Below are 24,315 nucleotides of genomic sequence, written 5' to 3'. Positions count from 1 at the left end.
CGGTCGCTCGATCGGAGCGGAGACGAGCAGGATCGGCTTCACGCAGGTCGTGTACATGCGCAGGAAGCATGCAGTGTCTGATCGAAACACCCAGCTCGACAATCTCTTCCAGCCCCGCACCGTGTTCTCGGTGCGGGGCTGGATTGTTTTCGCGCGTCTCTATGCGATGTGAGGGCCTGCTCGGGCGTGGGATTGTCTCGGTTGTCGGTAGGGGTCGACGGTGGCCGGGGGTACGAACCAGGGGTGTTGATCGGTGCCGATGAATACTTCCCAATCGGAGTGGTGGATGAGTCGGTGGTGGAATCCGCACAGGAGGACGAGGTTGTTCATGTCGGTGGGTCCGCCGTCGGTCCAGTGCCAGATGTGGTGACCTTCGGTCCAGGCGGCGGGTTTGCCGCAGCCGGGGAACGCGCAGCCGTGATCGCGGGCGGTCAATGCTCGTTTCTGTTTGGCGGTGACGGTGCGGGCGGTGCGGGCGAGGTTGAGTGGGTTGCCGTTCTCGTCCATGACGATGGCGGTGAGAAGGCAATCGCAGGCGAGTTGGCGAGAGGTGTTGCGGGAGAGTGGTCCCATCCACGGCAGCCAGCCGACGGTGGTGCCGTCGCCGAACAGGTCCCGATATGCACCGCGATCCGGGCTCGGTCCGGCAGCGCTGTCGGTCTCGAGTTCATTCGCCGCGTCCGACTCGGTCGGGTCGGATCGTATTGGGTCGGAGTGGATCGGGTTGCCGGCGTCGATGTCCACCGGGTCGGCTGGATCGGCGTTGTCGGATTCTGCTGCAGCGCGGGTGGTTTCGTCGTCGGTGATGTCGTCGCTGTTCTGACCGCTCAGGCTCTGGAGGTCCTGCAACCGGATGTGGAGGTTGATGTGGGGTCTCTCTCCGCCTTCGGTGGGGCGATCCTTCGAGGCGAGGTAGTGGTCGAGGATCTGCCCGAATGCGTCGGCGCGTCGCCTCGCAGGACTGCGTTCGTCGGGGGTGCCGTCGGCTGCGGGCCGAGGTTCGGTCAGCGGTGAGAGTGCGGTGAAGAGCTTTTCCGCGGTGACGGCATCGAAGTCGGCCTTGAGGCACAGGCGTTGGTTGAGCATCTTCGATGCGAACAGTTCGTTGCGGTCGGTGTCTTCCGGGGGCGGCTTGTCGCTGCCGTAGGTGTCTTCGAGTTTGGTGATCGCTTCACGGATCTTGTCGGTGCGTGCCCCAGGCCCGGTGGCGGCGGTGATCATCGCGGTGCGGGCGATATCGCGACCCTCTTGCGGGAGGTTCTTCGGTGGTGTTTCGGCGAAGGTGAGGATCAGGGCGGCGTGGTCGACGGACATGACGCCGGTGTTGACGGCGTCGGCGATGTCGGGGAAGTTCTTCAGCCCGCGAGCGAGGGCCACGATCTTGTTCGCTTTGCTCGGGGTGAGGAGGGTGGTGGAGGTCAGCCAGCCTGCGGGTCCGGGGAAGCCGAGTTTCTCCCGGCTCACGCGGGTGTCGATGTCGGCGACGAGAGCGATGCGCCGTGCTTCCAGCAATTGGATGTCGTGGGAGACCGCGGCAGCGTCGGCGAGCAGTTCTGCTTCGCTCAGTTGCCAGATCTCCGTGGTCATAGGAAGAAGTGTATCGAACGGGTGTTCGATGCGCAATGATGGTGCAATCGAAAACTATTGCTGTGCATAAGGATTCGATAATCCGAACCTGTCGGTGGCGCATGGTAAAGGCTCGATCTCTCCGACGATCGCGCCAGACCGCCATTCTGCCGCGACAGGAGCTGTGGAACACGGCCGGCTCCCGTGGCAGCGCCTCACTAATAGTGGTGCGCGTTGCGCAGTCGATACCAACAGAGACCAGTCGACAGGGTCCGGCCGTGCACAACTTGCCGGGGCGCGTCAGTACACCTCGCGTTGACGTTCCTGTTCCAGCACCTGCTCGAGGTCGTTCAATCGGTTCATCGACGACACCTGTCGCGCGGTGCGGTGGTTCAGTGCCAGCATCTCGCGGTGTCGGTGGACGAAGGCCCAGTAGCCGGCGGTGAAGGGGCAGGCGTCGTCACCCAGCCTCTTTTTCGGATTGAATTCGCATGTGCCGCAGTAGTCGGTCATGCGGTTCAGGTACGCCCCACCCGAAGCGTAGGGCTTGGTGGCGATCACTCCACCGTCCGCGTGCTGGCTCATGCCGATGACGTTCACCGGCATCACCCAGGCGAATCCGTCGACGAAAGCCGTGGCGAACCACTCGGTCAACGCTCGTGGGTCCCAGGCATGTTGCAGCGCAAAGTTTCCCAGGATCATCAGCCGCGGAATGTGGTGCACCCAGCCGCGGTCGCGTACGCCGTCGACGGTACTGGACAGGCACTTCGCGACCACCGCATCGCCGTCCAACTCGAGAAGCCAATCCGGTAGTGGCTCATGGGCTTCGAGTTTGTTCCGTTCGAGATACTCCGGCCTCATATGCCAGTAGAGGTGCCACACGTATTCGCGCCAGCCGAGGATCTGCCGAACGAAGCCCTCCACGCTCGCCAGCGGGGTGCCGTCGCGATGGGCGTCCTCGGCGGCGTGTGCCACGTCCAACGGTTGCAGCAGACCGAGGTTGAGCGGGACCGACAACAGCGAGTGCGACATCGTCCAGTCGTCGGCCATCACCGCGTCCTCGTATTTGCCGAAGTCGTCCAGGCGGTAATCGATGAAGTGCGCCAACGCTTCCGAGGCCTCAGAAGCAGTTACCGCGAACACTCGTTTCCCGTCGACTCCGACTGTGTCCAGCTCCCACGAATCGAGATCGGCACGCACCTCGTCGTCGATGGCATCCTCGGTCGGCCACCACGGTTCTTCGACGCCCAGGGTCAGCCGTCCCTTCGGGGGTGGCGACTGATTCTCGGCGTCGAGGTTCCATTTGCCAGAGACTGGGTCGGCACCGTCCATCAGCACATCGAATCTCTTGCGCTGCTCGCGGTAGAACGTCTCCATGCGAAAGGTGCCGCGCTCGGCCGCCCAGTCGGCGAACTCGGCCCGGGGGAGCGCGAACATCGGCGTCGGCAGAATTTCCGAGACCAGACCCTCCTCGTGCAAGGCAGCGACGAACTTCTCCGCCGCATGCGAGGTGGGCTCGAACACCACCACGGGCTTGCCGTACTCGGCCAGGGCTTCGCGATACGTCTCGGTCTGCAGATAAGTGACGCGATCACCCAGCTCGTCGGCCAGATGACGCATCCCCGACAGCACGAGATGGAGCTTCTGTCGGTGGTATCGCCGGCGTCGAAACACGCGCCGGGACTCGATCATCAGCACGTCTCGCTCGGCATGCTCGTCCACGGAGTGGAAGTGCGGGCCGAGCTGATCACCGAACAACCACAGAGCGTCCATTCTCGGAGTGTTCTCCCGCAGCGACGACGGCAAACCAGCGTCCGCAGCATGGCCGGCTGGTGAACACTGTGGCCGACCCAGGCGCGCCTTACTTGACCACCGACGATCCATCGCATGGACTGACCCGATGCCCGCTGATTCTGCGCTGTCCAGAAGAACGTTTCTTCGCTCGTCGTCGGTGGCCGTTGCCGTGGCCGGAGTCGTCACGACACTGCCCGCGGTCGCCCACGCCCAAGGCAGCGACCGAGGCTTTCTGCACGGGGTGGCATCGGGAGATCCGTTGCCCGACGCGATCATTCTGTGGACCCGCATCACCCCCACGCCCGACGCCACCCCGGGCTCCGGCGTCGGCCCGCAGGTATCGGTGACCTGGCGCATCGCCCGGAACGTAGACATGAGTGGCGTCGTCGCCTCCGGAACCGTTTCCACCGGCCCCGATACCGATCACACCGTGAAAGTCGACGTCGACGGCCTCAGCGCAGACACCACGTACTTCTACGACTTCCGGACGAGCGACGCGGCATCGGCCGTCGGCACCACGCACACCGCCCCGGCCAACGATGCCGACATCGATGTGGTGCGTTTCGGCGTCGTCTCGTGCTCCAACTGGGAATCGGGGTACTTCGGTGCCTATCGCCACCTGGCAGCCAGGGGAGACCTCGACGCCATCGTCCATCTCGGCGACTACATCTACGAGTACGAGACGGGCGGCTTTCCGGGGCGCGACGGCGTCGTCCGGCAGCATTCGCCCACCCACGAGATCGTCACCCTTGCCGACTACCGCCAGCGGCACGGTCAGTACAAGTCCGACCCGGATCTGCAAGCAGCGCACGTCGACGTTCCGTGGATCTGCACGTGGGACGACCACGAGTCGGCCAACGACGCGTACGACGGCGGCGCCGAGAACCACACGCCGGCCACCGAGGGCGATTGGTACACGCGCAAGGCCAATTCGGAGAAGGCCTACTACGAGTGGATGCCGGTCCGGGCAGCAGGCACTGCCACCAACCGTCACCTGTACCGCAGGCTGCGGTTCGGCAACTTGCTCGAACTCTCGATGCTGGATCTGCGCACCTACCGCTCGCAGCAGGTGTTGCCGTTCAACGGCCCCGAGGTCGATTCACCGAACCGCACCATCACCGGTGCCGAGCAGATGCAGTGGCTCACCGACGGCATCGTGTCGTCGCCGACGCAGTGGAAGATCGTCGGCAACCCGGTGATGATCACGCCCACTCTGATCCCACCGCTCGATCGAGACGCAGCCAGGGCCGTCACCTCGCTCCTCGGAATCCCGGAGGGCGGCTTGCCCTACAACGCAGATCCTTGGGACGGATACACGGCCGACCGCCGCAAGCTGCTCGGTGCCATCGTGGACGCAGGCGTCGACAACACCGTCTTCATCACCGGCGACATCCACTCCGCTTGGGCCTGCGAGGTACCCCTCGACGCAGCGCACTACGCAACGACGGAACCGGCTGCCACCGAGCTCGTCGTCACCTCGGTGAGCTCGGCCAACATCGACGATCTGACGCACACTCCGCCGCACACGCTGGGCCGGGTCGCCGAGGAAGCGTTCAAGGCGCTCAACCAGCACGTGAAGTTCGTCGATCTAGACAGTCACGGTTTCGGCGTCTTCGACGTCACCAAGACGGCGGCTCGGATGGACCACTGGTTCCTCACCGCCAAGGAGGATCCGCGGACCGGCGTGTACTGGGGAGCGGGCTTCACCGTCGACTCCGGCACCCAGCGGCTTCGGGCGGCGGCACCGCCACTGGGCTGACCCGCCATACTGGACGGCGTGGCTGTACCGAAAATCGTCCTGTTCTACGTGTTCACTCCATTGCCAGATCCCGAGGCGATCCGGCTGTGGCAGCAGACGCTGGCCGCGTCCAACAACCTGACCGGACGCATCCTCATCTCCGAACACGGCATCAACGCGACGGTGGGCGGCGACGTCGACGACGTCAAGAGGTACGTCCGCGGTACCCGCAGCTATCCGGCCTTGAAGTCGGCCGACATCAAGTGGTCCGACGGGCTCGGCAACGACTTCCCGCGATTGAGCGTGCGAGTGCGCGACGAGATCGTCACGTTCGGTGCCCCCGGGGAACTGAAGGTCGACGCCGACGGCGTGGTCGGCGGTGGCACTCATCTGAGCCCGCAGCAGGTGCATGAGCTTGTCGATTCCCGCGGCGACGACGTGGTCTTCTTCGACGGCCGCAACGCGTTCGAGGCGCAGATCGGCAAGTTCAAGAATGCAGTGGTCCCCGACGTGGAGACGACGAGGGACTTCGTCTCGCAGCTCGATTCCGGTGCCTACGACCATCTCAAGAAGTCCCCGGTGGTCACGTACTGCACCGGGGGAGTGCGGTGTGAGGTGCTGTCCTCGTTGATGGTGGCTCGCGGGTTCGAGGAGGTCTATCAGCTCGACGGCGGAATCGTCCGGTACGCAGAGACTTTCGGCGACGACGCGCTCTGGGAGGGCTCGCTCTTCGTCTTCGACAAGCGGATGGCACAGAACTTCTCCGACCACACCGCCGTCATCGGTCGCTGCAGTGCCTGCGGCAACCCGACGTCCCGGTACCAGGACTTCGACGGTGATGCCGGCCGTGGTTTGCGGTTGATCTGTCTCGACTGCGCCTGAGTGATGCTGCCTTTTCGAGACGGTCTCGCGCCTCTGAGACTGCTTCTACCGCATGGTGATCCGTCCGCCACCATCGTCGAATACCTCGAACGTGAGATGCCCGACGACGATTGGCGTCGGGCAATCGGCGACGCCGAACTGGTGGACGAGAAGAGTCGGCCCATAACTTTGGACACTCGCTACCGCGCCGGCAGTCTGGTGTACTTCTATCGTGTTCCGGCGCACGAGGTTCCGGTGCCGTTCGAGATCGGCATCCTGCACGAGGACGAAAATCTGCTGGTGGTCGACAAGCCACATTTCCTCGCCACCATCCCGCGTGGTCGGCACGTCACCGAAACCGCGACCGTGCGGCTGCGCAAGCAGTTCGACTGCCCCGACCTCACGCCCGCGCATCGACTCGATCGCGCCACCGCTGGAGTGCTGCTCTTCACCAAGACCAAGCATGCCCGACGGCCGTACCAGGAACTCTTCTCGACGCGCAACGTCACCAAGGAATACGAGACCGTCGCGGGTTTCGATGCAGCACTGCAGTTTCCGCGCGTCGTGCAGAGCAGGATCCTCAAGGAACACGGTGTCATGACGGCGTACGAGGAGCCGGGGGAGCCGAACAGTGAAACCAGAATCGAGCTCATCGACACTCTCCACGACCTCGCCCGCTATCGGCTCTTTCCCAAGACGGGTAAGACTCATCAGCTGCGAATCCATCTGTCGTCGTTGGGGATTCCCATCGTCAACGATCCGTACTATCCGGCGTACACATCGACTCCAGCCGACGACTTCACTCGGCCGTTGCAACTCCTGGCCCGGGCACTGGACTTCACCGACCCGCTCACCGGCGAACAGCGGCGATTCGCCAGCGCCCGAGAACTCCAGCTCTGACGCCCAGGAATCGTTCGTTCGGACGATGGTGACAATTCGGACGCGAGGTTAGCGTAACGATCGAAACATGTCCGATGGAGCACAGAGGAGAACTGCGTGAAGCGTCGTATTGCTGTTGTGTGGGGAGCTGCCGTCATCGCCATAGCGTCGCCAGCGGTTGCCGTGGCCGATACCGGAAGCGCGAGCACCGGTAGCGCGAACGGAGTGTCGAGCTTGTTCTCGGATCTGTCCCGGTTGTGGGAGGCCTGCTCGGTGACCATCTTCACCGGACAGTGCACCGGAATCGTCGCAACGGACGTGACCTACTGGTAGCGCACGCCCTGCACTGAACCCCCAACCGACAAACGCGCGCGCGTCCGCCGGACGCTCGCGGAACAGGTAACCATTCCGCTCGCATCCAGCAAACGCGCGCGCGTGTGCGTGGAGCCTGAGCCCTACTTGGCCAGCGACCGCGCCATTCCGCGTTCGACGGCGGCCACCAGCTGCGGTCGCAGTTCGGCGGCGGGGACGATGTGGTGCACCGATCCGACGCTCTGTGCGCGCTGGATGTTGTGGATGGCCTCGAATTCGGCTGCCACTTCACCCAGTTTGGCGTTGCGGGCGTTCGCTCGCACGGTGGCGAGTTCGACGCGCAGTGCCGAGCGAGTGGCGTCGTCCTCGGCCGCGTTCAGTCGTGCTTCGAGCTCCTTGACGTCGGCGTCCGCTGCGGTGCGGGCGTTGACGTCGCGGGTGAACACCACTGCGGCTGCCGGGGCACCGCCGAGTACGGAGGCGAAGGAGCCCTCGACCGCGAGGACCTCCATGTTGTCGTTGAGTGCTCCGGAGAACACCACGAACGCGCCGCCGTGGTAACGCGAGACGACGCAGAACACGACCGGTCCGTCGAAGTTGACGATGGCGCGGCCGATTTCGGCACCGTATTCGAGCTGGATGTTGCGCAGCGATTCCGGTGATCCGTCGAAGCCGGAGAGGTTGGCCAGCACCACGATCGGCCGGCTTCCGCTGGCGGCGTTGATGGCGCGGGCCGTCTTCTTCGACGAGTTCGGGAACAGGGTTCCCGAGGTCCACTGATCGGGGCCGTCGGACGGGAACCAGCCCTTGCGGGGGATGGCTCGCGATTCGATACCGATCACACTCACCGGGATTCCGGCGAGGTGGGCGTCGAACACCACCGAGGTGTCGGCGTCGGCCATGTCGGCCCACCGCTCGAGCACCGAGTGGTCCTGGTCGACCACGGCGCGCATCACGGTGCGAATGTCGAACGGCTTCTTGCGGTCCGGGTTGGTGACCGAGGAGAAGATGTCGCCGACGGTGGTGAAGTCGCTCGACGGGTGGACGTGCGGGTAGGTACGCACGTCGCGCTCGGTCGGGTCGGCCGTGGCCGCACGGCGTGGGAAGCGTTCTCCCGGTGCGGCATACGCGTGATCGTAGTGAGCGAACAGGATGTCGCATGCGGCCCGCAGGTTCGGTGCCCAGTACTGCGCCTGGCCGTTGGGGCCCATGACGCGGTCGTAGCCACCGATACCGAAGTTGTCCTCGGCCGAGACGCCGCCGGAGTAGTCCAGGGACTGCTTTCCGGTGAGCACCATCGCACTGTCGGGGGTCATCACCAGGATGCCCTTGGTGTGGGTGAGCATCGTGGCTTCGGCGTTCCAGTACGGCTGCGCGCCGACGTTGATGCCCGCGACGACGATGTTGATCTCTCCGCCGGCCTGGGTGAAGGTGATGATGCGACGCAGACCACGCGAGACCCAGTCCATGTTCTCGGTGCCCGATTCCATGGAAATCGTTGCGCCGGAAGACAATGCGAACCATTCGACGGGGGTACCGAGTTGTTCGGCGAGGTCGATGGCCGCAACGATCCGCGAGCATTCCGCCTCGGCGACGGTGCCGAGCGCCTTGGTGGGGTCACCGAAGAGTGCGACGCGGGTGATTCCCTCGGGGTACTTGGCGGTCGGGGTGGTGGCCACACCGACGATGACACCCGCGGAGTTGCGGCCGTAGGGACGATCGACCGGGGCGAGCACGCCGTCGGCGTCGAAGTCGTACTCGGTGAACGTGCCACCGTTGCTGCTGAGCAACGGAATCAGCTCGTACGGGTACACGGTGCCGCGGGCCTGGGACCGCTGCACCTTCTGGGTGTACTCGTCGAGCGGGCGCATCGGCTCGGTCGGCGGCGGGGTCACCTTGGCGACGATGCCGGCACCGGACCGGTACGACAGGCGCAGAGCCACCTCGCGCGGTGTCGCGCCCGGTGTTTCGGCCAGGCGTGCGATCAGCGTGATCTCTTCGAGTCCGGCTCCGATGGTCAGCGGTGCGATGTGCCGGGCGATGGTGGCGATGCGGTCGGCAGGCACGTTCAGTACCGGCCAGACGTAGAGCACGACGCGGTTGGCGTCGAGACGCTTCTTGCCGCGTCCGGCCTGTGCGCGGCGGATGCCGTCGAGGCAGGCTGCGACGGTTCGTTCGATCTCCGGAACGGCGACGATGTTTCCGGCGTCGTCCAACTGTGTTGTGATGCCGCGGATCTCGGCGAGGGCGACGAGTCGCTCGTCGGACGGGTTGGCCTTGGACGTCAGGTGGAACAGGTAGGTTCCGGCGCTGGCGGGCAGGCGAACTCCGTCGAAGTTCTTCAGTCGCCACAGGTCGAGTCGCTGACCGGTGAGTGGGTGCATGTCCCGGATGATGGTGTCCTCGGCGAGGGGCTCGGATCCCTCGACCGTGGTGCGGCGGTACGTCATCTTTCGCGTGACCGCGCCGAACACGGTGACCGTGACCCGGCGCCAGCGGCCGGAGCCGGAGTGGGCGGCCAGAACTTCCTGCAGTCGGGCCGAGAGCACGTCGCCGTCGGCGGGGGCGTCCGGCCACGACAGGTACAGGTCGACGGCCAGGTTTTCCGGCGACGGGCCGGCGATGTCCTCGACAGCGTCGAGAGTCGTTGCGAGGGAATCGAAGTCCGTCGCGGTCGAGATCAGATGCAGTCGTTCGCCCGAGAGCTCGAAGTTGCCGGTGACGAAGTGCTTACCGTCGCGGTCGAAGGCCTTGACATCCTCGAGGGTGCGAATTTCGTAGTACTGACGGGTGATCACCTCGAGCAGAGCACCGGGATCGGTGATCCGTTGTGCCAGAAGCTCGATCAGCGGTTCCGGTGTCGCCACGAGAGCGGCTACACGCGCCGAGTAGTCGGCTGCGTCGGGGTTCTCGGCCAGGTACTGCAGGCTGCCACGGACGCCGTCGTAGACCTTCTCGCGGGCGATCCGGATCTGCGGCTCGTCGAACAACCGGAAGCGCAGGTTGCGGGCGACGTCGCCGATAACGGGGTAGCGGGCCTGAGTGGCACCGATGAGGCGCTCGAGTACCTCGGCCATGGCCGGGGTGGCTTCGGGCTGGGCGGAGGAGTCGCTGAGCCAGTGGCCGAGGAGGGCCGCAATGACCGGAACCTGGTTCTCCATGCGCTGCAGGGCGAGGAAGACGCGGTAGACGGCCTCTTCGAGAGCCGGGGTTCGGCCCTCGTCGATGGCAGCGTCGTAATGCGCGAGCGCGCGAGTGAGCTTGGCGCGGAACGACTCCGGCAGACCCTGGACGTCCGCGTCGAGCGAGTGCAGGAACGAGTGGAAGTGCTCGCGGGGGGAGTGGACTCGCTCGTCGCCCGTCTCCTCGTCCATCGTCGGACGGTTGCGGGAGAGCTCGCAGATGTCGGCGAAGGTGTTCAGCAACGCCAGTTCGGCGGTGACCAGCTCCGAATCGTCACGTGGCACCTCGGCACGCAGAGTCTCGTAGGTGGACAACAGGTTTCGAGCCCGGGCACCGCTGACGTCGAAGCCGGTGATGAGGGCTGCGAGTTCGTCGAGCCGATCCAGTGCGCGACGCTGCGGCGAGCGCTGCGCGGCGTCGTCGACGCCACGGAACTGCACCCGAGGTGCCTGCTCGGAGACTTTCTGTTCTCCGGCCTGATCGACGCGCAGCAGTGCAGCTCCCGCGTCGACCTGTCCGTTGACCGAGGCCAGGACCTCACGCACGGTGCCCGCGTACGGGGACCGGACGGCAGTTTCCATCTTCATCGATTCGAGGACGACGAGGGTCTGTCCTGCTTCGACCTCGTCGCCGACGGCGACCGGGACGGCAACGACGACAGCGGGTGCAGGCGCGCGGACCAGCCCGGCCTCGTCCTGGGAGATCTGGTGGCTGATGCCGTCGACCTCGACGAGGAAGTGGGCGGCTCCGGCGACGGTGACCACCTGGTAGCGGCGGTCACCGATGACGAGGCGGCTCTCGTAGGTGCCGAGGCGCTCGACGTCGACCTGCAGTTCGCCGATGCCGTCGCTTTCGATGCTGTAGCGGTGAGTTCCGGTCTGGCCGACCTCGAGCTTGTAGGCCTGGCCCTGGTAGTTCAGCTCGACGGTGCGGCCGATGGCGTGTGTCGCGCGTGGGCGGCCGCCGCGAGCGGAGTTGAGGAACGAGGTGCGTTCGCGGCCTTCTTCGGCGTCGTAGGCGTCGATCGCTGCGGCGATGATGGCGATGTCGGCGACGGCGGTCGGCCCCACCTGGGAACCGGCTTCGGTGCGGTCGAGCCAGCCGGTGTCGGCGGAGGCGGAGATGACTTCCTCGCGGTCGAGCAGGCTGAGCAGGAACGACTTGGTGGTGGTGCCGCCGTCGATGACGACCGTGGTCTCGCGCAGTGCGTTGCGCAGTCTCGCCAGCGCTTCGCTACGGTCGCGGCCCCAGGCGATGACCTTGGCGACCATGGAGTCGTAGTCGGGTGGGATGACGTCGCCCTGGGCGATGCCGGTGTCGACGCGGATGCCGGTGCCGAGGGGGAACTTGAGCAGCTCGACGGTGCCGGGGGCCGGTGCGAAGCCGTTGTCGGCGTCCTCGGCGTTGAGGCGGGCCTCGACGGCGTGACCGAACTCGGGCGGGCAGTCGCCGGGCAGTGCCTGGCCGTCGGCGACGAGGATCTGCAGCTTCACCAGGTCGATGCCGGTGGTGTATTCGGTGATCGGGTGCTCGACCTGCAGGCGGGTGTTGACCTCGAGGAACGTGAAGATCTTCTGCTCGGGCTGGTAGAGGTACTCCACGGTGCCCGCGCCCTGATACCCGGCGGCCTTGACCAGCTCGGCCGACGCGGTGCGCAGCTGATCGGACTGTTCCTTGGTCAGCAGCGGGGAGCTGGACTCCTCGATGACTTTCTGGTTGCGACGCTGAATCGAGCAGTCGCGCACACCGGGGGCCCACACGTTGCCGTGACTGTCGGCAATGACCTGGACCTCGACGTGCCGGGCATCGGTGACCAGACGCTCGAGGAATACGACGGGGTCGCCGAACGAGCGCTCGGCCTCACCCTGGGTGCGTTCGAGGGACAGTTCGAGTTCGTCCTCGTGGAACACCTTGCGGATGCCGCGGCCACCGCCGCCCGAGCGGGCTTTGATGATCAACGGGTAACCGATCGCCGCGGCGTGGCGACGGGCGTCGGCGCGGGTCTCGACGGGGCCGCCGGACCACGGTGCGACGGGAACGCCGACTTTCTCGGCGAGAATCTTGGCCTCGACCTTGTCACCCAGCAGGCGCATCGCGTCCGCGGACGGGCCGATGAAGGTGATGTTCAGGCGGGCGACCAGGTCGGCGAACGTCGGGTCCTCGGCGACGAAGCCCCAGCCGACCCATACGGCGTCGGCCCCGGATTCCACCAGCGCTGCTTCCAGCACGCCGTAATCGAGGTAGGCCGAGCCGCTCGCAGGCTTACGCAGCGTGACCGCTTCGTCGGCCAGGCGGACGAACATGGCCCGCTTCTCGGCCTCGGTGTGCAGCGCTACGGTGCGGATGCCGTAATCGTGTTCGGCGTTGAGCTCTCGGACGGCTCGGATCAGCCGTACTGCTGCCTCGCCTCGGTTGACTACTGCAATCCGCTTGAACAACGTATCTCTCTTCGCTCGGTGTAGGCGCACATCGCGTCGGTGCACTCGATGGGAGGTGGGTCCGGCTGGGCATGTCCGTTTGATGGTTGTCGGGTCGTTCCGCAGGCTCCGGTCCTGCGCCCATGCAGCACTCCGGTCGACTTATTCTAGCGGCAACCGGGCCCTGTGCCGTGCCAACGGCGTTCGGGTTGAGTGTGATTGATCACGAACGAGCCAATTCAATTCTGTGACAACGCATTCCGTATTCGACATTTTCTTTCCTCTGCCTCACGACAGATTCGTACTCACGAGTAGCGTTGTCGGGACGCATAATTCGTGATTCCTCACCATCTCTGGCTACCGGCGAGTACATTACCGACGGGTACAGGTCGACGAAGGTGGTTTCGGACGAGCAGCAGGTTGCCGAGGAGGCGTTCATCCGGTGTGTCCGACGCTCTTGTCCGGTATCCGCAACGCGTTGACCCACAGCCTCGTCGCAGTGGCGAGCAGCGCCTCGTAGTCGGCGTCGGGATTGCCGTCCTCGGCGTCGACGACGAAGTGGTTGAACGCGAGACGACTGATCATCGACGACAGCGCGCGGGAGGCGAGCAGAGGGTCGAGGTCGGTATCCGCCACGCCGCGTTTCTGCAGGCTCTCGATACTGCGTGCATTGCGTCGAACGAACGCGTCGGCGCGTTCGCGGCGCAGGCGGCGAAAGTCTGGATCGATGTTGGAGACCTGCTCGAGCAGTGCCATCAGCTTGGCGTTGCGCCGATATGCCTCGAAGTAGGCCCGGTTGCTGGCTGCGATCACGGCAGCGGGATCGTCGTGCGGGTCCACCCGTTCCGTGCCGGGGTGCAGCATGTCGTCCCTGGCCTGTTCGAGCACCGCGGCCAGAATCTCTTCCTTGCTGATGAAATACGTGTAGAAGGTCCCAGCCGAGCAGTGCGCGGCTCTGGTGATGTCGATCAGCCGGGAATCGAGGTAGCCGCTGTCCTCGAACACGCGTCGGGCGGCTGCCACCAAGGCGGATCGGGTCCGTAGCCCGCGCTGGGTCGTCGGCCGGCGAGTCGGCTGCTCCCCTTCGGACACCGGTGCGGCAGGCATTCAGTCTTTATACGTCATCGCTCACCGCCGTCGGGGCGAACCAGCCGGGTGAACCGCACGCCGCTGTCGAACTGGCGTGAGTGCAGATGCTCGAACCGTCGTGCGATCGGCGGCTCGGGTCCGGTATCGGGCGCGAACAGCCCGATGCCTCGGCCGAGCACGACGGGATAGACCTTGAGAAACAGCTCGTCCATCTCGTCGACGAGCTGCCCCGCGAGGCGGCCGCCGCCGCAGAGCCACACGTCGGCGTCGCTGTCCTCGGCTTTGAGTTCTCGAACCAGGTCGATCGGGTTCCGGACGACGATCGGCTCGGTCGGGTCCGTCGCGGCAGGCAACGTATGGGAGAGCACGTACTGCCGCAGATGGGGGTACGGGCTGGTGATGCCGATGTCGAGTGCGGGTTGCAGGGTCGCCCGGCCCATCACCACGGTGTCGAACCGCGCCGGCGGGGCATCGATGTCGAGCGCGGCGCGGACGTGCACCGGCAGCGTCTCGGGCAGCTCGGTCACGATGGCCTCGAGGTGATCACCCTCGGTCGCGAAGCAGTCGTAGGTGCCGTCGGGCGCGGCGATGAATCCGTCGAGTGTGACGGCGATGTAGTAGACCAGATTGCGCATGCGACGCTCCTGCGATCGGCGGCCGGCGCGTGTCCGGACGGGCCGCGTTTTCTGTTGTTGTTCCAAGCAACCAAGTCGGTCTTTGTGACCGAACACTAGAACGCATTCTGTGTGCTCGGACCCCGGTGAACAACTGCTTTTCAACGGCTACTGTGACGCGGGTGCGTAAGCACTGTCCCCTGGCGGGACGGCCATTCGAGCATTTGTGGGGAAACTGTGACGGCTGCAGCGGCTACCGGTCGTGAATACGACGACGAGCTCAAGAGCAGGGTTGCGCGCCTGTTGCGCTTCCTGCGCGAGATAGTCGAGGCGCGGTCGAATCCGGTCCTGAGGTTCGACGATCATGTCCAGGTCGAGTGGCTGTACTCCAGTGAGATTCCGGTTCGTCTCGACTCGAAGGCCGGCCAGGGCGGGGTCGTACTTCGGGCGCCGCGCATCGCCGTCGACGACCCACCCGAGCCACCGGCGCTTCTGACGGGTTGGCTCGATCCCCAGGTCGTCGGAGACAGTCGCTACCGCGAGATCGAGCTCGCCGACGCGTCGACGGCGGCATCACGTCGTCGCGGCGAGGCGCAGGAGTCCGACGCCGATTTCGATATTCGCAAGGCCTACGAGATCAAGAAGGCTTTCGAGCAGTACTCGGAGTCCTGGAAGCAGTGGGCTCAGGAAGATCGAGACCGGCGGCCCAAGGCAGCGCTGTACCAGGCATTGCAACTGATGATGCAAGAGCTCGCCTCGCGCCCCGAGTCGATCGAACTGGTGGTGGCGTCGGGTCTGCTGACGTCGAGCAACCCCGACCCCCAGCGCAGCGTGCGTACTCACCTCCTCACCCAGTCGGCCGGAATCGAACGTGATGTGCGGACCGGCGACCTGTTGGTTCGACTGGTCGCCGGTAGTGCCCCGCGTCTCGAGGACGGCCAGCTGCTCACCGGATCGAAGGACTTCGATACCTCCGGCTCGGTGGCTCTCGCCGAGAAGCTGCACGGCAACGTCGACTCGCCCCTCGGTGAGGGCGTCGAAGAATTCTTGCGTGAATGGGCGACGCGAGTTCCCCGTCACGAGATCGAGGTGCTCGATCGCCTCGGGCCCCCGGGAGCTCTCGCGTACATCGACGACGATCGAACGCTGACGGTCTCACCCGCACTCGTGCTCCGAACCCGCGACTCGTTCGCGCTGGTCGAGTACTACGAGCAGATGATCGCCGATCTCGACGCCGCCGACTCACCGGTTCCGCTGGGCCTCGCGCAACTGGTCGACGCGATCGAGCCGGCCGATCGGATGGCATGGCTCGAACGGACCGGAGCCGGCGCGTCGGCGGCGCTGGCCGAAGATCCTCTGTTTCCGCTGCCGGCCAACGCCGAGCAGTCGCAGATCATCGAACGACTCGGACGCGACAGCGGTGTGGTCGTCGAAGGGCCGCCCGGGACGGGGAAGACCCACACCATCGCGAACCTGATGTCCGGGCTGCTGGCGCGAGGTCAGCGGGTTCTGGTCACTAGTGAAAAGTCACAAGCTTTGCGAGTCCTGCGCGACAAGCTGCCGCCCGAGTTGCAGGAGCTCTGCGTCTCGATCACCGACCTCTCCCGTGGTGGTTCGGACGAGTTGAATCGCAGCGTCGCCAAGATCGCCGAGCGTAAGACCTCGTTCGACGAAGCCAGTGAGCAGCAGAAGATCGACGCGCTCACCACCCGCCGCGCGGCCGCGCTCGCTCGTCGGACGGAACTGCTGAACCGTGTCAGCGCCCTTCGCGAATCCGAAACCGTTGTGCACGAATATGTTTCGGATGGGTACGACGGCACGGTGGCGTCGATCGTACGTAAGGTCAAAGCAGCCGAAGGCGCCCACGAGTGGCTGCCCGGGCCGTTGCTCGCCGACCGGCCACCGTTCGACGGTGCCCAGGTCGACCAACTCCGAGCGCTGATTGCGACCTCCGACGGAGCCCGCGAGCAACGATCGCGCCAGGTGCTGCCGCGCCCCGAAACGATGCTGCCGAATTCGGCCGAACTCGCAGCGCTGTGCCGACGTGTGCATACGCCGATAGACGCCGTCCCGCCGCTGGCTGCCGACCTCATCACGTTGCTGGGCGGCGTCGAACCTGCCGTCTCGTCCGACATCCGTTCTCTCTGCGAGGAATTGGCGGCTCGCGTGCGAGTGGTCGCGGAGCTCGATGCCACGTATGCGCGGGTGACCGACTCGGTGCTGTCCGGCGAAGCGTCTCACCTGTGGTCGCGGGTCAGCGGAATCGACGACCTCGTTGCCACTGCCGCAGCGTCCGACCGGTACATCGGCGCGCACGACGTGCAGTGCTCGTCCACGTCTGCTGCGACTCTGCAGGCTATGGATGCGCTCGCAGCTGCGCTGGAATCGGGAATCGAATGGAAGCCGCGATTTCGGCGTAGCGAGGAGCAGAAGACCGTCGAAGCTCTCGGCATCGTCGCCACCGTCGACGGGCAACCGGCGACGAGTGCGATGGCCGCTCGGCTTGTCGCGGAACACATTCGGGCTCTCGACACCGTGCAGACGGCGGCGGTGTTGCTGGCCGACCTGGCGATCGTCGTCCCCCTCGACGGCCCTCGATCGATTCGCGTAAACACCGTTGCGCAGATCGCCGATCGGCTCCGTTCCGTAGCGGCAGTGGTTGCCGCTCGTGACGCGCTGGTACACCGGCTCTACACGGTGTCGCCTGCTGCGCCGTGGATCCGAAGCCTCGCCGAAGCTCAGGAGATAGCCGGAGCCGCTGCGGCTATCTCCGCCCGCGTCGACATCGACATCGCCCGCGCCGAGCTGGACGCTCTGCAGTTCGCGGTGGCCACTCGTGTCGACGCGGGACCGTCGCCCGAAGGTCTGAATCTGGTGACGGCCCCCGGCGCTGCCGATCCTGCGGAATTGGCAGGCGCGGTCTCCGCCTACGCTCAGGCCTGCGCGGAGCAGGAGAATCAGCTGCTGCTCGAGTCGATGTCGGCCACACTGTCGGCAGTCGCGCCGGCCCTGTTCGAGTTGGTCAAGGACACCGCGGCAGACCCGGAATGGGACGAGCTCAGTTGGCAGCTGTCCAAGGCGTGGGCGTGGCGTCGCGCGCGCGAATGGGTCGGTGAGCAGCACCACGGGGGTCTCGAGCAGCAGCTGGAAGCGGAGTTGGCCGCCGCGGATGTCGACATCGCTTATCTCACGACGCGTCTCGCTGCCGCGAGTGCCTGGCTCAACAGCCTGCAGCGGATGACGGCCGTCGAGGTTCGCGCACTGCAGACTTACCGCGAGCACATTTCCAGTATCGGTTCGGGTGCCGGCAAGTACGCCGAAACCTACCGCAGCGCAGCACGATCGGCGATGCGAGAGGCACAGAGCGCGGTGCCCGCCTGGGTCATGCCGCTCTCCCAGGTGCTCGCGTCGATTCCGCCGGTGCCGGGTAGCTTCGACGTCGTCATCGTCGACGAGGCCAGCCAGGCCGACATCACGAGCCTGTTCCTGCTGTACCTCGCGCCTCGGGTGATCGTGGTGGGAGACGACCGGCAGTGCGCGCCCGCCGATGTCCCTCAGGCCGGCACGCTCGAGGACGTGTTCGACCGCCTCGATGTATATCTCCCGGACCTACCGGAGCACGTGCGGGCGACGCTGACACCGCGGTCGAGTCTGTTCTCGATGCTGCGCACCCGGTTCGGTCAGGTGGTACGACTACGAGAGCACTTCCGTTCGATGCCGGAGATCATCAATTGGTCGAGTCAGCAGTTCTACGGAGACTCGCCACTGGTGCCGGTGCGGCAGTTCGGTGCCGATCGCCTGCCGCCGCTTCGGCACACGTACGTTCGCGGGGCGACGGTCACCGGAAAGAACGCCTCGCTCGTCAACCGGACCGAGGCCATTGCCATCGCCGAGCAGATATCCGAGTGCCTCGCCGATACGGCGTACGACGACTCGACCTTCGGAGTCGTTGTGCTTCAGGGGCAGTCGCAGGTCGACGAGATTCGCAACGAGCTGATCAAACGTATCGGCATCGAACAGTGGGAACAACGCCGCTTGCGAGTGGGCACCCCACCGGACTTCCAGGGCGACGAGCGCAACGTCGTGTTCCTGTCGATGGTGGTAGCACCGGATCAGAACTTCGCCACCCTGACCTCGAACCAGTACAAGCGTCGGTTCAACGTGGCCGCGTCGCGGGCGCAGGATCAGTTGTGGCTGTTCCATTCGGTCACCGTCGATCGCCTCAAACGAGCAGACCTGCGTAACTCTCTGCTCGGCTACGTCACGTCGGTCTCACCCGCTCCCGCCGATCCGATGCCCCAGAACGTCTCGCGCGAGATCAGGAAAGCCCCGTTCGAGACGCTGCTGGAACAGCAGCTGTTCAACGACCTCGTCGAGCGTGGCTTCCACGTCAATCCCGGTGTCGAAGTGAACAATCGGCGTATCGCGCTCGTCGTCACGGGGGAGTCCTCTCGCCTCGCCGTCGAATGCGACGTCGATTCGTTCTCGACCACCCCCGCGCAACGATCGGCGGATCTGCAACGCGAGCAGGAACTCAAGCGATGCGGGTGGACGTTCTGGCGCGTGCGGGAATCGGAGTACCACCTCGATCGTGACGGTGCTCTCGACAGTCTGTGGTTCACCCTCGCGCGATTGGGAATCAAGCCCGGTGCCGTTGGTGCGGAAGGCGGAACGGCGTTCGAGGAGACCTGGACACCGGTACCGCTCGAGTCCTCGCAGTTCGACGATTCCGGGGCTTTCGAGGCTGCGACACGAACGAACGCACCCGTTCGGCATGATTCGGTGCTGTCTCTGTGGACGATGCCCCGCCTCGACATACCTAGCGACAACACCGCCGACACCGACACCACGAACGGAACCGGCACATCCAGACGGTCGGGGTCGACCAACGGAACCGGTGCTGCGAACGGTTCGAGCACGATCGACGCGACCGGAGCTCCGCGCGCGTCCACACCCCCGACAGCGCCGAAAGAGCCTGCCGCAGCTGCGGGCTCGGACGGACCGGGTGCATCCGATTCGGTCGACAGCTCCGAAGAAGTGCGGGGCGCGGTCGACGGAGTCGAATCGAGTGGTGGCGTCGAGGAGTCCGAGAGCTCGGTCGACGAGGTGGTCGCCGAGCACCAACTGCCTCTCAACGGACTGCGGGGATACACCACGCGCCGAAGCCCGTAGGTGTAGTCCGCGGGAGTCGCGGCCCGTCAGCGTGCAGCTCGTTACCGTCGTAGTCTGGTTCGCGGTATTCGCGCACGTTCGAGCAAAGAGGGTCTCCGCCGATGGCAGATCGACAGACGCAGGGGCTGCACGCCGACAGGGCGGTGCCCGAACGGCCCGACCGAACACTTCGTCGGCGAATCATGCTGCCGGCCACGGTCGTTGCCCTGTGTGCGGTGCTGTTCGGGCTGCCCATGTGGACCGTGCTGTTCGCGGGTGCGCATTGGCCGCCGGTGGTTCGGCTGCTCGGCGCGGCACTGGTGATCGCTGCCGCGCTCGCCTTGCCCACCGCGATGTATCTCGGTCACCGGCCCGGCATCGAGGGGGACAGGAAGGACGCCTGGGCGCGTCTCGGCGACGTCCTGTTGGGTCTCGCCTGGATCGCGTTCGTATGGTCGGCGCTCTCACTGTTGCTCAGGCTCGGGCTGTGGGCGGCCGGTGTCGACGATCCATTGCGGTCGCGAATCACGGCGGCGGCGACGGTGACAGTGATCGTCGGCCTTGCCCTCTGGGGCCATTACGAGGCCATGCGCACTCCGCGCGTTCGGCACACGAGCGTCAGCATTGCCCGGCTCGGTGCCCGATTCGACGGCCTGCGAGTCGTCCTGGTCACCGACACCCACTTCGGTCCGGTGAACCGAACCGTGTGGTCGAGGCGACTGACCGACGCCGTCAATGCGCTCGAACCGGACGTGCTCGCGCACGTCGGCGACATTGCCGACGGTTCCGTGTCGACGCGCAGGCAACAGGCTGCGCCGCTGGAATCGATGCGCGCGTCCGCCGCCCGCGTCTACGTCACCGGTAATCACGAGTATTTCGGTGAGGCGCAGGAGTGGCTGGACCACATGCAGAGCATCGGGTGGAACGCGCTGCACAATCGTCATGTCGTGCTGCATCGAGGTGACGATGCCTTGGTCATCGCCGGTGTTGACGACGCCACGGCAGCAGGGTCGGGTGCCCCCGGCCACGGTGCCGATCTGGCTGGGGCACTGGCCGGGGCCGATCCGTCGATCCCGGTGTTGCTGCTGGCCCACCAGCCGAAACAGATCGGCGACGCCGTCCGAGCGGGCGTCGATCTGCAGGTGTCCGGCCACACCCACGGCGGTCAGATCTGGCCGTTCGCGGCATTGGTTCGACCGGACCAGCCGGTGGTGCACGGATTGAGCAGGCATGGAGCGCGTACGCAGCTCTACACCAGTCGGGGGTCGGGATTCTGGGGGCCGCCGTTCCGGGTGTTCGCACCGAGTGAGATCTCGGTCCTGACGTTGGTGGCAGGCTGACGCGTCGGCACCTGGCAGTATCGGACGGGTGAGGCACACGGGAGAGATCCAGGTAGTCGCAACCGATCTCGACGGCACGCTACTTCGTTCGGATCGAACGGTGTCGGCGCGGACGGCAGATGCGATGGCCGCGGCCGAAGCCGCAGGCATCCGGGTGGTGTGGGCGACGGCGCGGGCGCGGCACTCCATCGCCGAGCTTGCGGCGTCGTGTGGGTTCACCGGTACGGCAGTGGGAGCGAACGGTGCGGTGGTGCTGGACCTTGCCGATGGCAGCCCGGTCATCGTCGCGACCAGGTCGGTGCCGACGGAGACGGTCGCGGCTGTCACCTCCGCCGTTCGATCTCTGGTTCCCGGCGTGGCGTTCGCAACTGTGGGTGCCACTCGTTTCGTCGCCGAGTCGCGATACGCGGAGCTGTGTGTCTTCGCCGACCATCACCGCCACCCGCACGAGATGGAGCTGTCGGAGGACGGTCTGTCGGCCGACATCGAGCCGACAGTCAAAATTGTTGCACGACACAGTGATACGCCGAGCGAGGAGTTGTACGCGTTGGTGGCCGAGGCAGGTCTCGTCGGTGTGGAGCTGACGCACTCCGGGGCACCGTACATCGAGATGTCCGCCGCCGGGGTATCCAAGGCCACTGCTCTGGCGGAGTTGTGCGAACAGTGGGGCGTAGCTCAGGACGACGTGGCAGCGGTGGGAGATGCGCGCAACGACCTTCCCATGCTGGCGTGGGCCGGTACCGCGCTGTGTCCATCGAATGCTGCGGAGCCGGTGCGCGCTGTGGCCGATCGTGTACTGCATTCGCACGACGACGATGCGGTTGCTCGCTATCTCGAAGAACTCACCGAGCGTCGAGTGCAGCGGTAGTCGTTCGCGATACTCTTCTCGGTCGACCGGCCCTCGACCCACCTGGGTCCGACATCACGGATGGCGTTGTCTCCGAACAACAGTGCCCTGCTGTGTGGAGTCGTCGAGGTAGGTTCGGCGGACGCCGGTAGCCTCGGTCGTGCCGAATTGACCACCACGAAGGGCCTGCAGTGAACGACTCTCCCACGACCCGACCGTCCGAACCCACCACGATCGCCGAGTATCTCGACGCTCATGCACTGCAGGTGTTGCCGCTGGACGGCGCTGCGGCGGCCGATCTCGGCACCACGGTGCCGGTTCCCGCGGGGTGGCAGACGCTCGATCCGGCACAGTTTCCCGGTGCGACCCAAGTGACGGTCGAGCCGAACCTGGTGGAGAACGGTTTCGCGCCGAATGCGGTCTTGCTGGTCGGGAAGCTCTCTCACTCCATCGACCCGGAAGCGTTGATGGCGTTGGGTTTCGGTGACGGGCGCGCGATGCCCGGGTGGGTCGAGCGGGAGACGAGTACGGCGTCGTGGGTCGGGTGGCCGTCACGGTTCATTCGGGGCACCTACGTCGCCCAAGGGCTCGAGGCTGCGGTGACGACGCGCTACGCAGTGGTCGGCGAGGAAGCTCAGTACTTGGTCCAGTTGACCGTGACGACGCTCGAGTCTCAGCTGGATGCGCTCGCATTCGACGTGTCCGCGATCAACGACGGACTGACGCTTCCCGCGGCGTAGAGGCACTCGGATTTTCTATGCCAACCCCGTGCTGTCGGGCCGGGAAAGATGCAGTCGGGCGGACGCCCCGGCGACCGAGCCGCAGCAGTCCAGGGCGCACGGAGTCTGCTCCGCGCGAGAGTAGGCGATGCCTGTCCGCTCTATCGCCGCAGACGGCGTCCGAGTGCGCCGGGCAGCGACACCTGGGTATGCCGCACCGATCCGGCTAGGGTCGTTCGCATGTCGATCAGAACCGGCCGCGTTCGGCACCTGTCGGTGGTGCCGGATATCCCCGGAGCCGACGAGCCGGCCGAGCACAGCGCAACGGAGGGTGCCGCGCGTGGCCTGGCGAATCTGGTGCTGAGGGTGAGTATCGATCACACGCGGCCGTCGATCTGGCGACGAGTGCGCGTGCGATCGGATCTGTTGTTGTCCGAGTTGCATTCGGTACTGCAGATCGCCGTGGGCTGGGAAGACCGACACCTGCACGCATTCAGCGTCAGAACCGCGGGGGCGACCCGACGGTTCGAGATGCAGGAGACACTCGACGACGAACCGGACGACGACGCCTCCAGCGAGGAGCGGGTACGCGTCGACGAGGTGTTGACGCACCCGGGATCCGTCATGACGTACGAATACGATTTCGGTGACGGGTGGACCCACACAGTCGAGCTGGAACACGAAGACTCCGATATCGACGACCTTCGTTCGATCTGTCTCGACGGTGCCCGCGCGTGTCCTCCCGAGTCCTCGGGCGGTCCGTCGCGCTATACCCAGGCGCTGGACATCGCGGCAGACTCGTCCGACCCCGAACACTCCGAACTTCTCTCCCAGTGGGGTCCGACGTTCGACCCGGCCCGTTTCGAGGTCGATGCAGTCAACCGCGTGCTGCAATCGGCAGATGTCGGTAGGTCGACGCTCGCCGAAGCTGTGGCGGCCGCACCGGCCATCGGGCGACTGTTCGACCGAGTACGACCCACCCACGTGCCGTCACTGATGGCGTTGCTGCCCCGGTGCGAGCTCACCGTCGAGAGCTCGGTGGACCTGCCGGTTGCCGAGATCGCGATGGCCAAGCTCACCTGGTTTCTCCGAAAGGTCGGCGACGGCGGCGCTGTCCTCACCGATGCCGGCTACCTCAAGCCCGCTTTCGTGGCAGCGATCCGCGACGAGCTCGATTGGGGTCTGGGGTGGGTTGGGTCGAGCAGCCGCGAGATCGACCACCATCAGGTCACCGACTTGCGCGAGGCGGTCCGACACCTCGGGTTGACCCGCATCGCGAAGGGGCGGCTGCTGCGCACGAAGCTCGGCGAATCACTGGCAGACGACCCGATCGGCATGTGGCGCCATGCGGCCTCGCGGCTTCCGCTGGGGAGGGAGACTTACGAGACCGATGCCGCGACGCTGTTCCTGATCTCCCTGGCCGCATCGGCCTCAGCAGCCCACCGTAACGAGATGCTGATCGAGACGGTCTCGGAATTAGGCTGGGCCAGTGAGGATTCCGGTGTTTTCGACGCCAAGTTCGCTGCTCAGACGACCATGAGCTTTCTCGACCTCATCGGTGCCCATGGCCCGAGCTTCTACTTTCGGGAAGCCGTATCGGACTCACCGAGTTGGTCCCGTCGATTTGCGCGCGACGCTTTGTCCAGTTGACCGCCGATTCCGAGGCGTTCGGTGCCGTCTCGGCCGGCTCGACGCGTCTCCAGCGCCCTGACCTGCCGATTTGCGTGTGTGGGGTTGGTGGCGTAGCTTTTGTCGAGTCAGAGCGACGGACACCGACCCGGTCTTCACGGACTGGGTGAACGAGG

14 protein-coding genes are annotated in these 24,315 nt (G+C 65.6%); 9 read left to right on the top strand and 5 right to left on the bottom strand.

All coding sequences use genetic code 11. The annotated features are described in order from the left end of the window. Window positions 1–159 precede the first annotated feature (159 nt). A complete protein-coding gene (locus K414_RS0122470) occupies window positions 160–1,587 on the bottom strand; it encodes an HNH endonuclease signature motif containing protein (RefSeq protein ID WP_051365243.1) in 1,428 nt (475 codons plus the stop codon). A 279-nt stretch (window positions 1,588–1,866) separates the two neighbouring features. After that, the gene (locus K414_RS0122465; protein ID WP_037219493.1) at window positions 1,867–3,339 is read right to left on the bottom strand and encodes a cryptochrome/photolyase family protein; all 1,473 of its coding nucleotides are present in this window, start codon (window positions 3,337–3,339) and stop codon (window positions 1,867–1,869) included. Between the two features lie 127 nt (window positions 3,340–3,466). Between K414_RS0122465 and K414_RS0122460 the strand changes: the two genes are divergently transcribed. The 4 genes from K414_RS0122460 (at window position 3,467) to K414_RS0122445 (ending at window position 7,171) form a co-directional block, all read left to right on the top strand. After that, window positions 3,467–5,119, top strand: coding sequence for an alkaline phosphatase D family protein (locus K414_RS0122460; protein ID WP_027497977.1), 1,653 nt, complete (start codon window positions 3,467–3,469; stop codon window positions 5,117–5,119). Between the two features lie 18 nt (window positions 5,120–5,137). Beyond that, entirely contained in the window at window positions 5,138–5,980 is an 843-nt protein-coding gene (locus K414_RS0122455) for a rhodanese-related sulfurtransferase (protein ID WP_027497976.1), read from the top strand. Between the two features lie 3 nt (window positions 5,981–5,983). Continuing rightward, complete coding sequence (locus K414_RS0122450) at window positions 5,984–6,859, top strand: pseudouridine synthase (RefSeq protein ID WP_027497975.1); 876 nt, start codon at window positions 5,984–5,986, stop codon at window positions 6,857–6,859. A 96-nt stretch (window positions 6,860–6,955) separates the two neighbouring features. Continuing rightward, window positions 6,956–7,171 carry a hypothetical protein gene (locus K414_RS0122445; RefSeq protein WP_027497974.1) on the top strand — a complete coding sequence of 72 codons (216 nt, stop codon included), beginning with the start codon at window positions 6,956–6,958 and terminating at the stop codon, window positions 7,169–7,171. Between the two features lie 122 nt (window positions 7,172–7,293). On the opposite strand, the gene K414_RS0122440 is transcribed toward K414_RS0122445, so the two are convergent. From K414_RS0122440 to K414_RS0122430, 3 genes are all read right to left on the bottom strand, one after another. Beyond that, entirely contained in the window at window positions 7,294–12,771 is a 5,478-nt protein-coding gene (locus K414_RS0122440; RefSeq protein WP_027497973.1) for a carboxyl transferase domain-containing protein, read from the bottom strand. 414 nt (window positions 12,772–13,185) lie between these two features. Further along, entirely contained in the window at window positions 13,186–13,857 is a 672-nt protein-coding gene (locus K414_RS0122435; protein ID WP_027497972.1) for a TetR/AcrR family transcriptional regulator, read from the bottom strand. A 14-nt stretch (window positions 13,858–13,871) separates the two neighbouring features. Then, a complete protein-coding gene (locus K414_RS0122430; RefSeq protein ID WP_027497971.1) occupies window positions 13,872–14,474 on the bottom strand; it encodes a dihydrofolate reductase family protein in 603 nt (200 codons plus the stop codon). A 216-nt stretch (window positions 14,475–14,690) separates the two neighbouring features. On the opposite strand from K414_RS0122430, the gene K414_RS0122425 reads away from it, so the two are divergent. The 5 genes from K414_RS0122425 (at window position 14,691) to K414_RS0122400 (ending at window position 24,160) form a co-directional block, all read left to right on the top strand. Further along, entirely contained in the window at window positions 14,691–19,625 is a 4,935-nt protein-coding gene (locus K414_RS0122425; protein WP_027497970.1) for an AAA domain-containing protein, read from the top strand. Window positions 19,626–19,726: 101 nt separating this feature from the next. Continuing rightward, window positions 19,727–20,944: a metallophosphoesterase gene (locus tag K414_RS0122420; protein WP_027497969.1), complete on the top strand. Its 1,218-nt coding sequence runs from the start codon at window positions 19,727–19,729 to the stop codon at window positions 20,942–20,944. 28 nt (window positions 20,945–20,972) lie between these two features. Continuing rightward, window positions 20,973–21,812, top strand: coding sequence for an HAD family hydrolase (locus K414_RS0122415; RefSeq protein WP_027497968.1), 840 nt, complete (start codon window positions 20,973–20,975; stop codon window positions 21,810–21,812). Between the two features lie 170 nt (window positions 21,813–21,982). After that, window positions 21,983–22,531 (top strand): LpqN/LpqT family lipoprotein, encoded by a 549-nt coding sequence (locus tag K414_RS0122405; protein ID WP_027497967.1) that lies wholly within the window; start codon window positions 21,983–21,985, stop codon window positions 22,529–22,531. A 219-nt stretch (window positions 22,532–22,750) separates the two neighbouring features. Then, window positions 22,751–24,160, top strand: a complete 1,410-nt coding sequence (locus K414_RS0122400; protein WP_027497966.1) for a plasmid pRiA4b ORF-3 family protein — start codon at window positions 22,751–22,753, stop codon at window positions 24,158–24,160. The last annotated feature ends 155 nt before the right edge of the window (window positions 24,161–24,315 follow it).

This window comes from Rhodococcus sp. JG-3, from assembly GCF_000482405.1.
In the GTDB taxonomy this organism is placed as follows: Bacteria; Actinomycetota; Actinomycetes; order Mycobacteriales; family Mycobacteriaceae; genus Rhodococcoides; species Rhodococcoides fascians.
The sequence above is the reverse complement of the archived record's forward strand: the minus strand, read 5'-3'. Positions and strand labels throughout refer to the sequence as shown.

Excerpts from the sequence above, each read along its gene's own strand:
- K414_RS0122470 (WP_051365243.1), bottom strand. The coding sequence starts at position 1,587 with ATGACCACGGAGATCTGGCAACTGAGCGAAGCAGAACTGCTCGCCGAC.
- K414_RS0122465 (WP_037219493.1), bottom strand. The coding sequence starts at position 3,339 with ATGGACGCTCTGTGGTTGTTCGGTGATCAGCTCGGCCCGCACTTCCAC.
- K414_RS0122460 (WP_027497977.1), top strand. The coding sequence starts at position 3,467 with ATGCCCGCTGATTCTGCGCTGTCCAGAAGAACGTTTCTTCGCTCGTCG.
- K414_RS0122450 (WP_027497975.1), top strand. The coding sequence starts at position 5,984 with ATGCTGCCTTTTCGAGACGGTCTCGCGCCTCTGAGACTGCTTCTACCG.
- K414_RS0122435 (WP_027497972.1), bottom strand. The coding sequence starts at position 13,857 with ATGCCTGCCGCACCGGTGTCCGAAGGGGAGCAGCCGACTCGCCGGCCG.
- K414_RS0122430 (WP_027497971.1), bottom strand. The coding sequence starts at position 14,474 with ATGCGCAATCTGGTCTACTACATCGCCGTCACACTCGACGGATTCATC.
- K414_RS0122420 (WP_027497969.1), top strand. The coding sequence starts at position 19,727 with ATGGCAGATCGACAGACGCAGGGGCTGCACGCCGACAGGGCGGTGCCC.
- K414_RS0122400 (WP_027497966.1), top strand. The coding sequence starts at position 22,751 with ATGTCGATCAGAACCGGCCGCGTTCGGCACCTGTCGGTGGTGCCGGAT.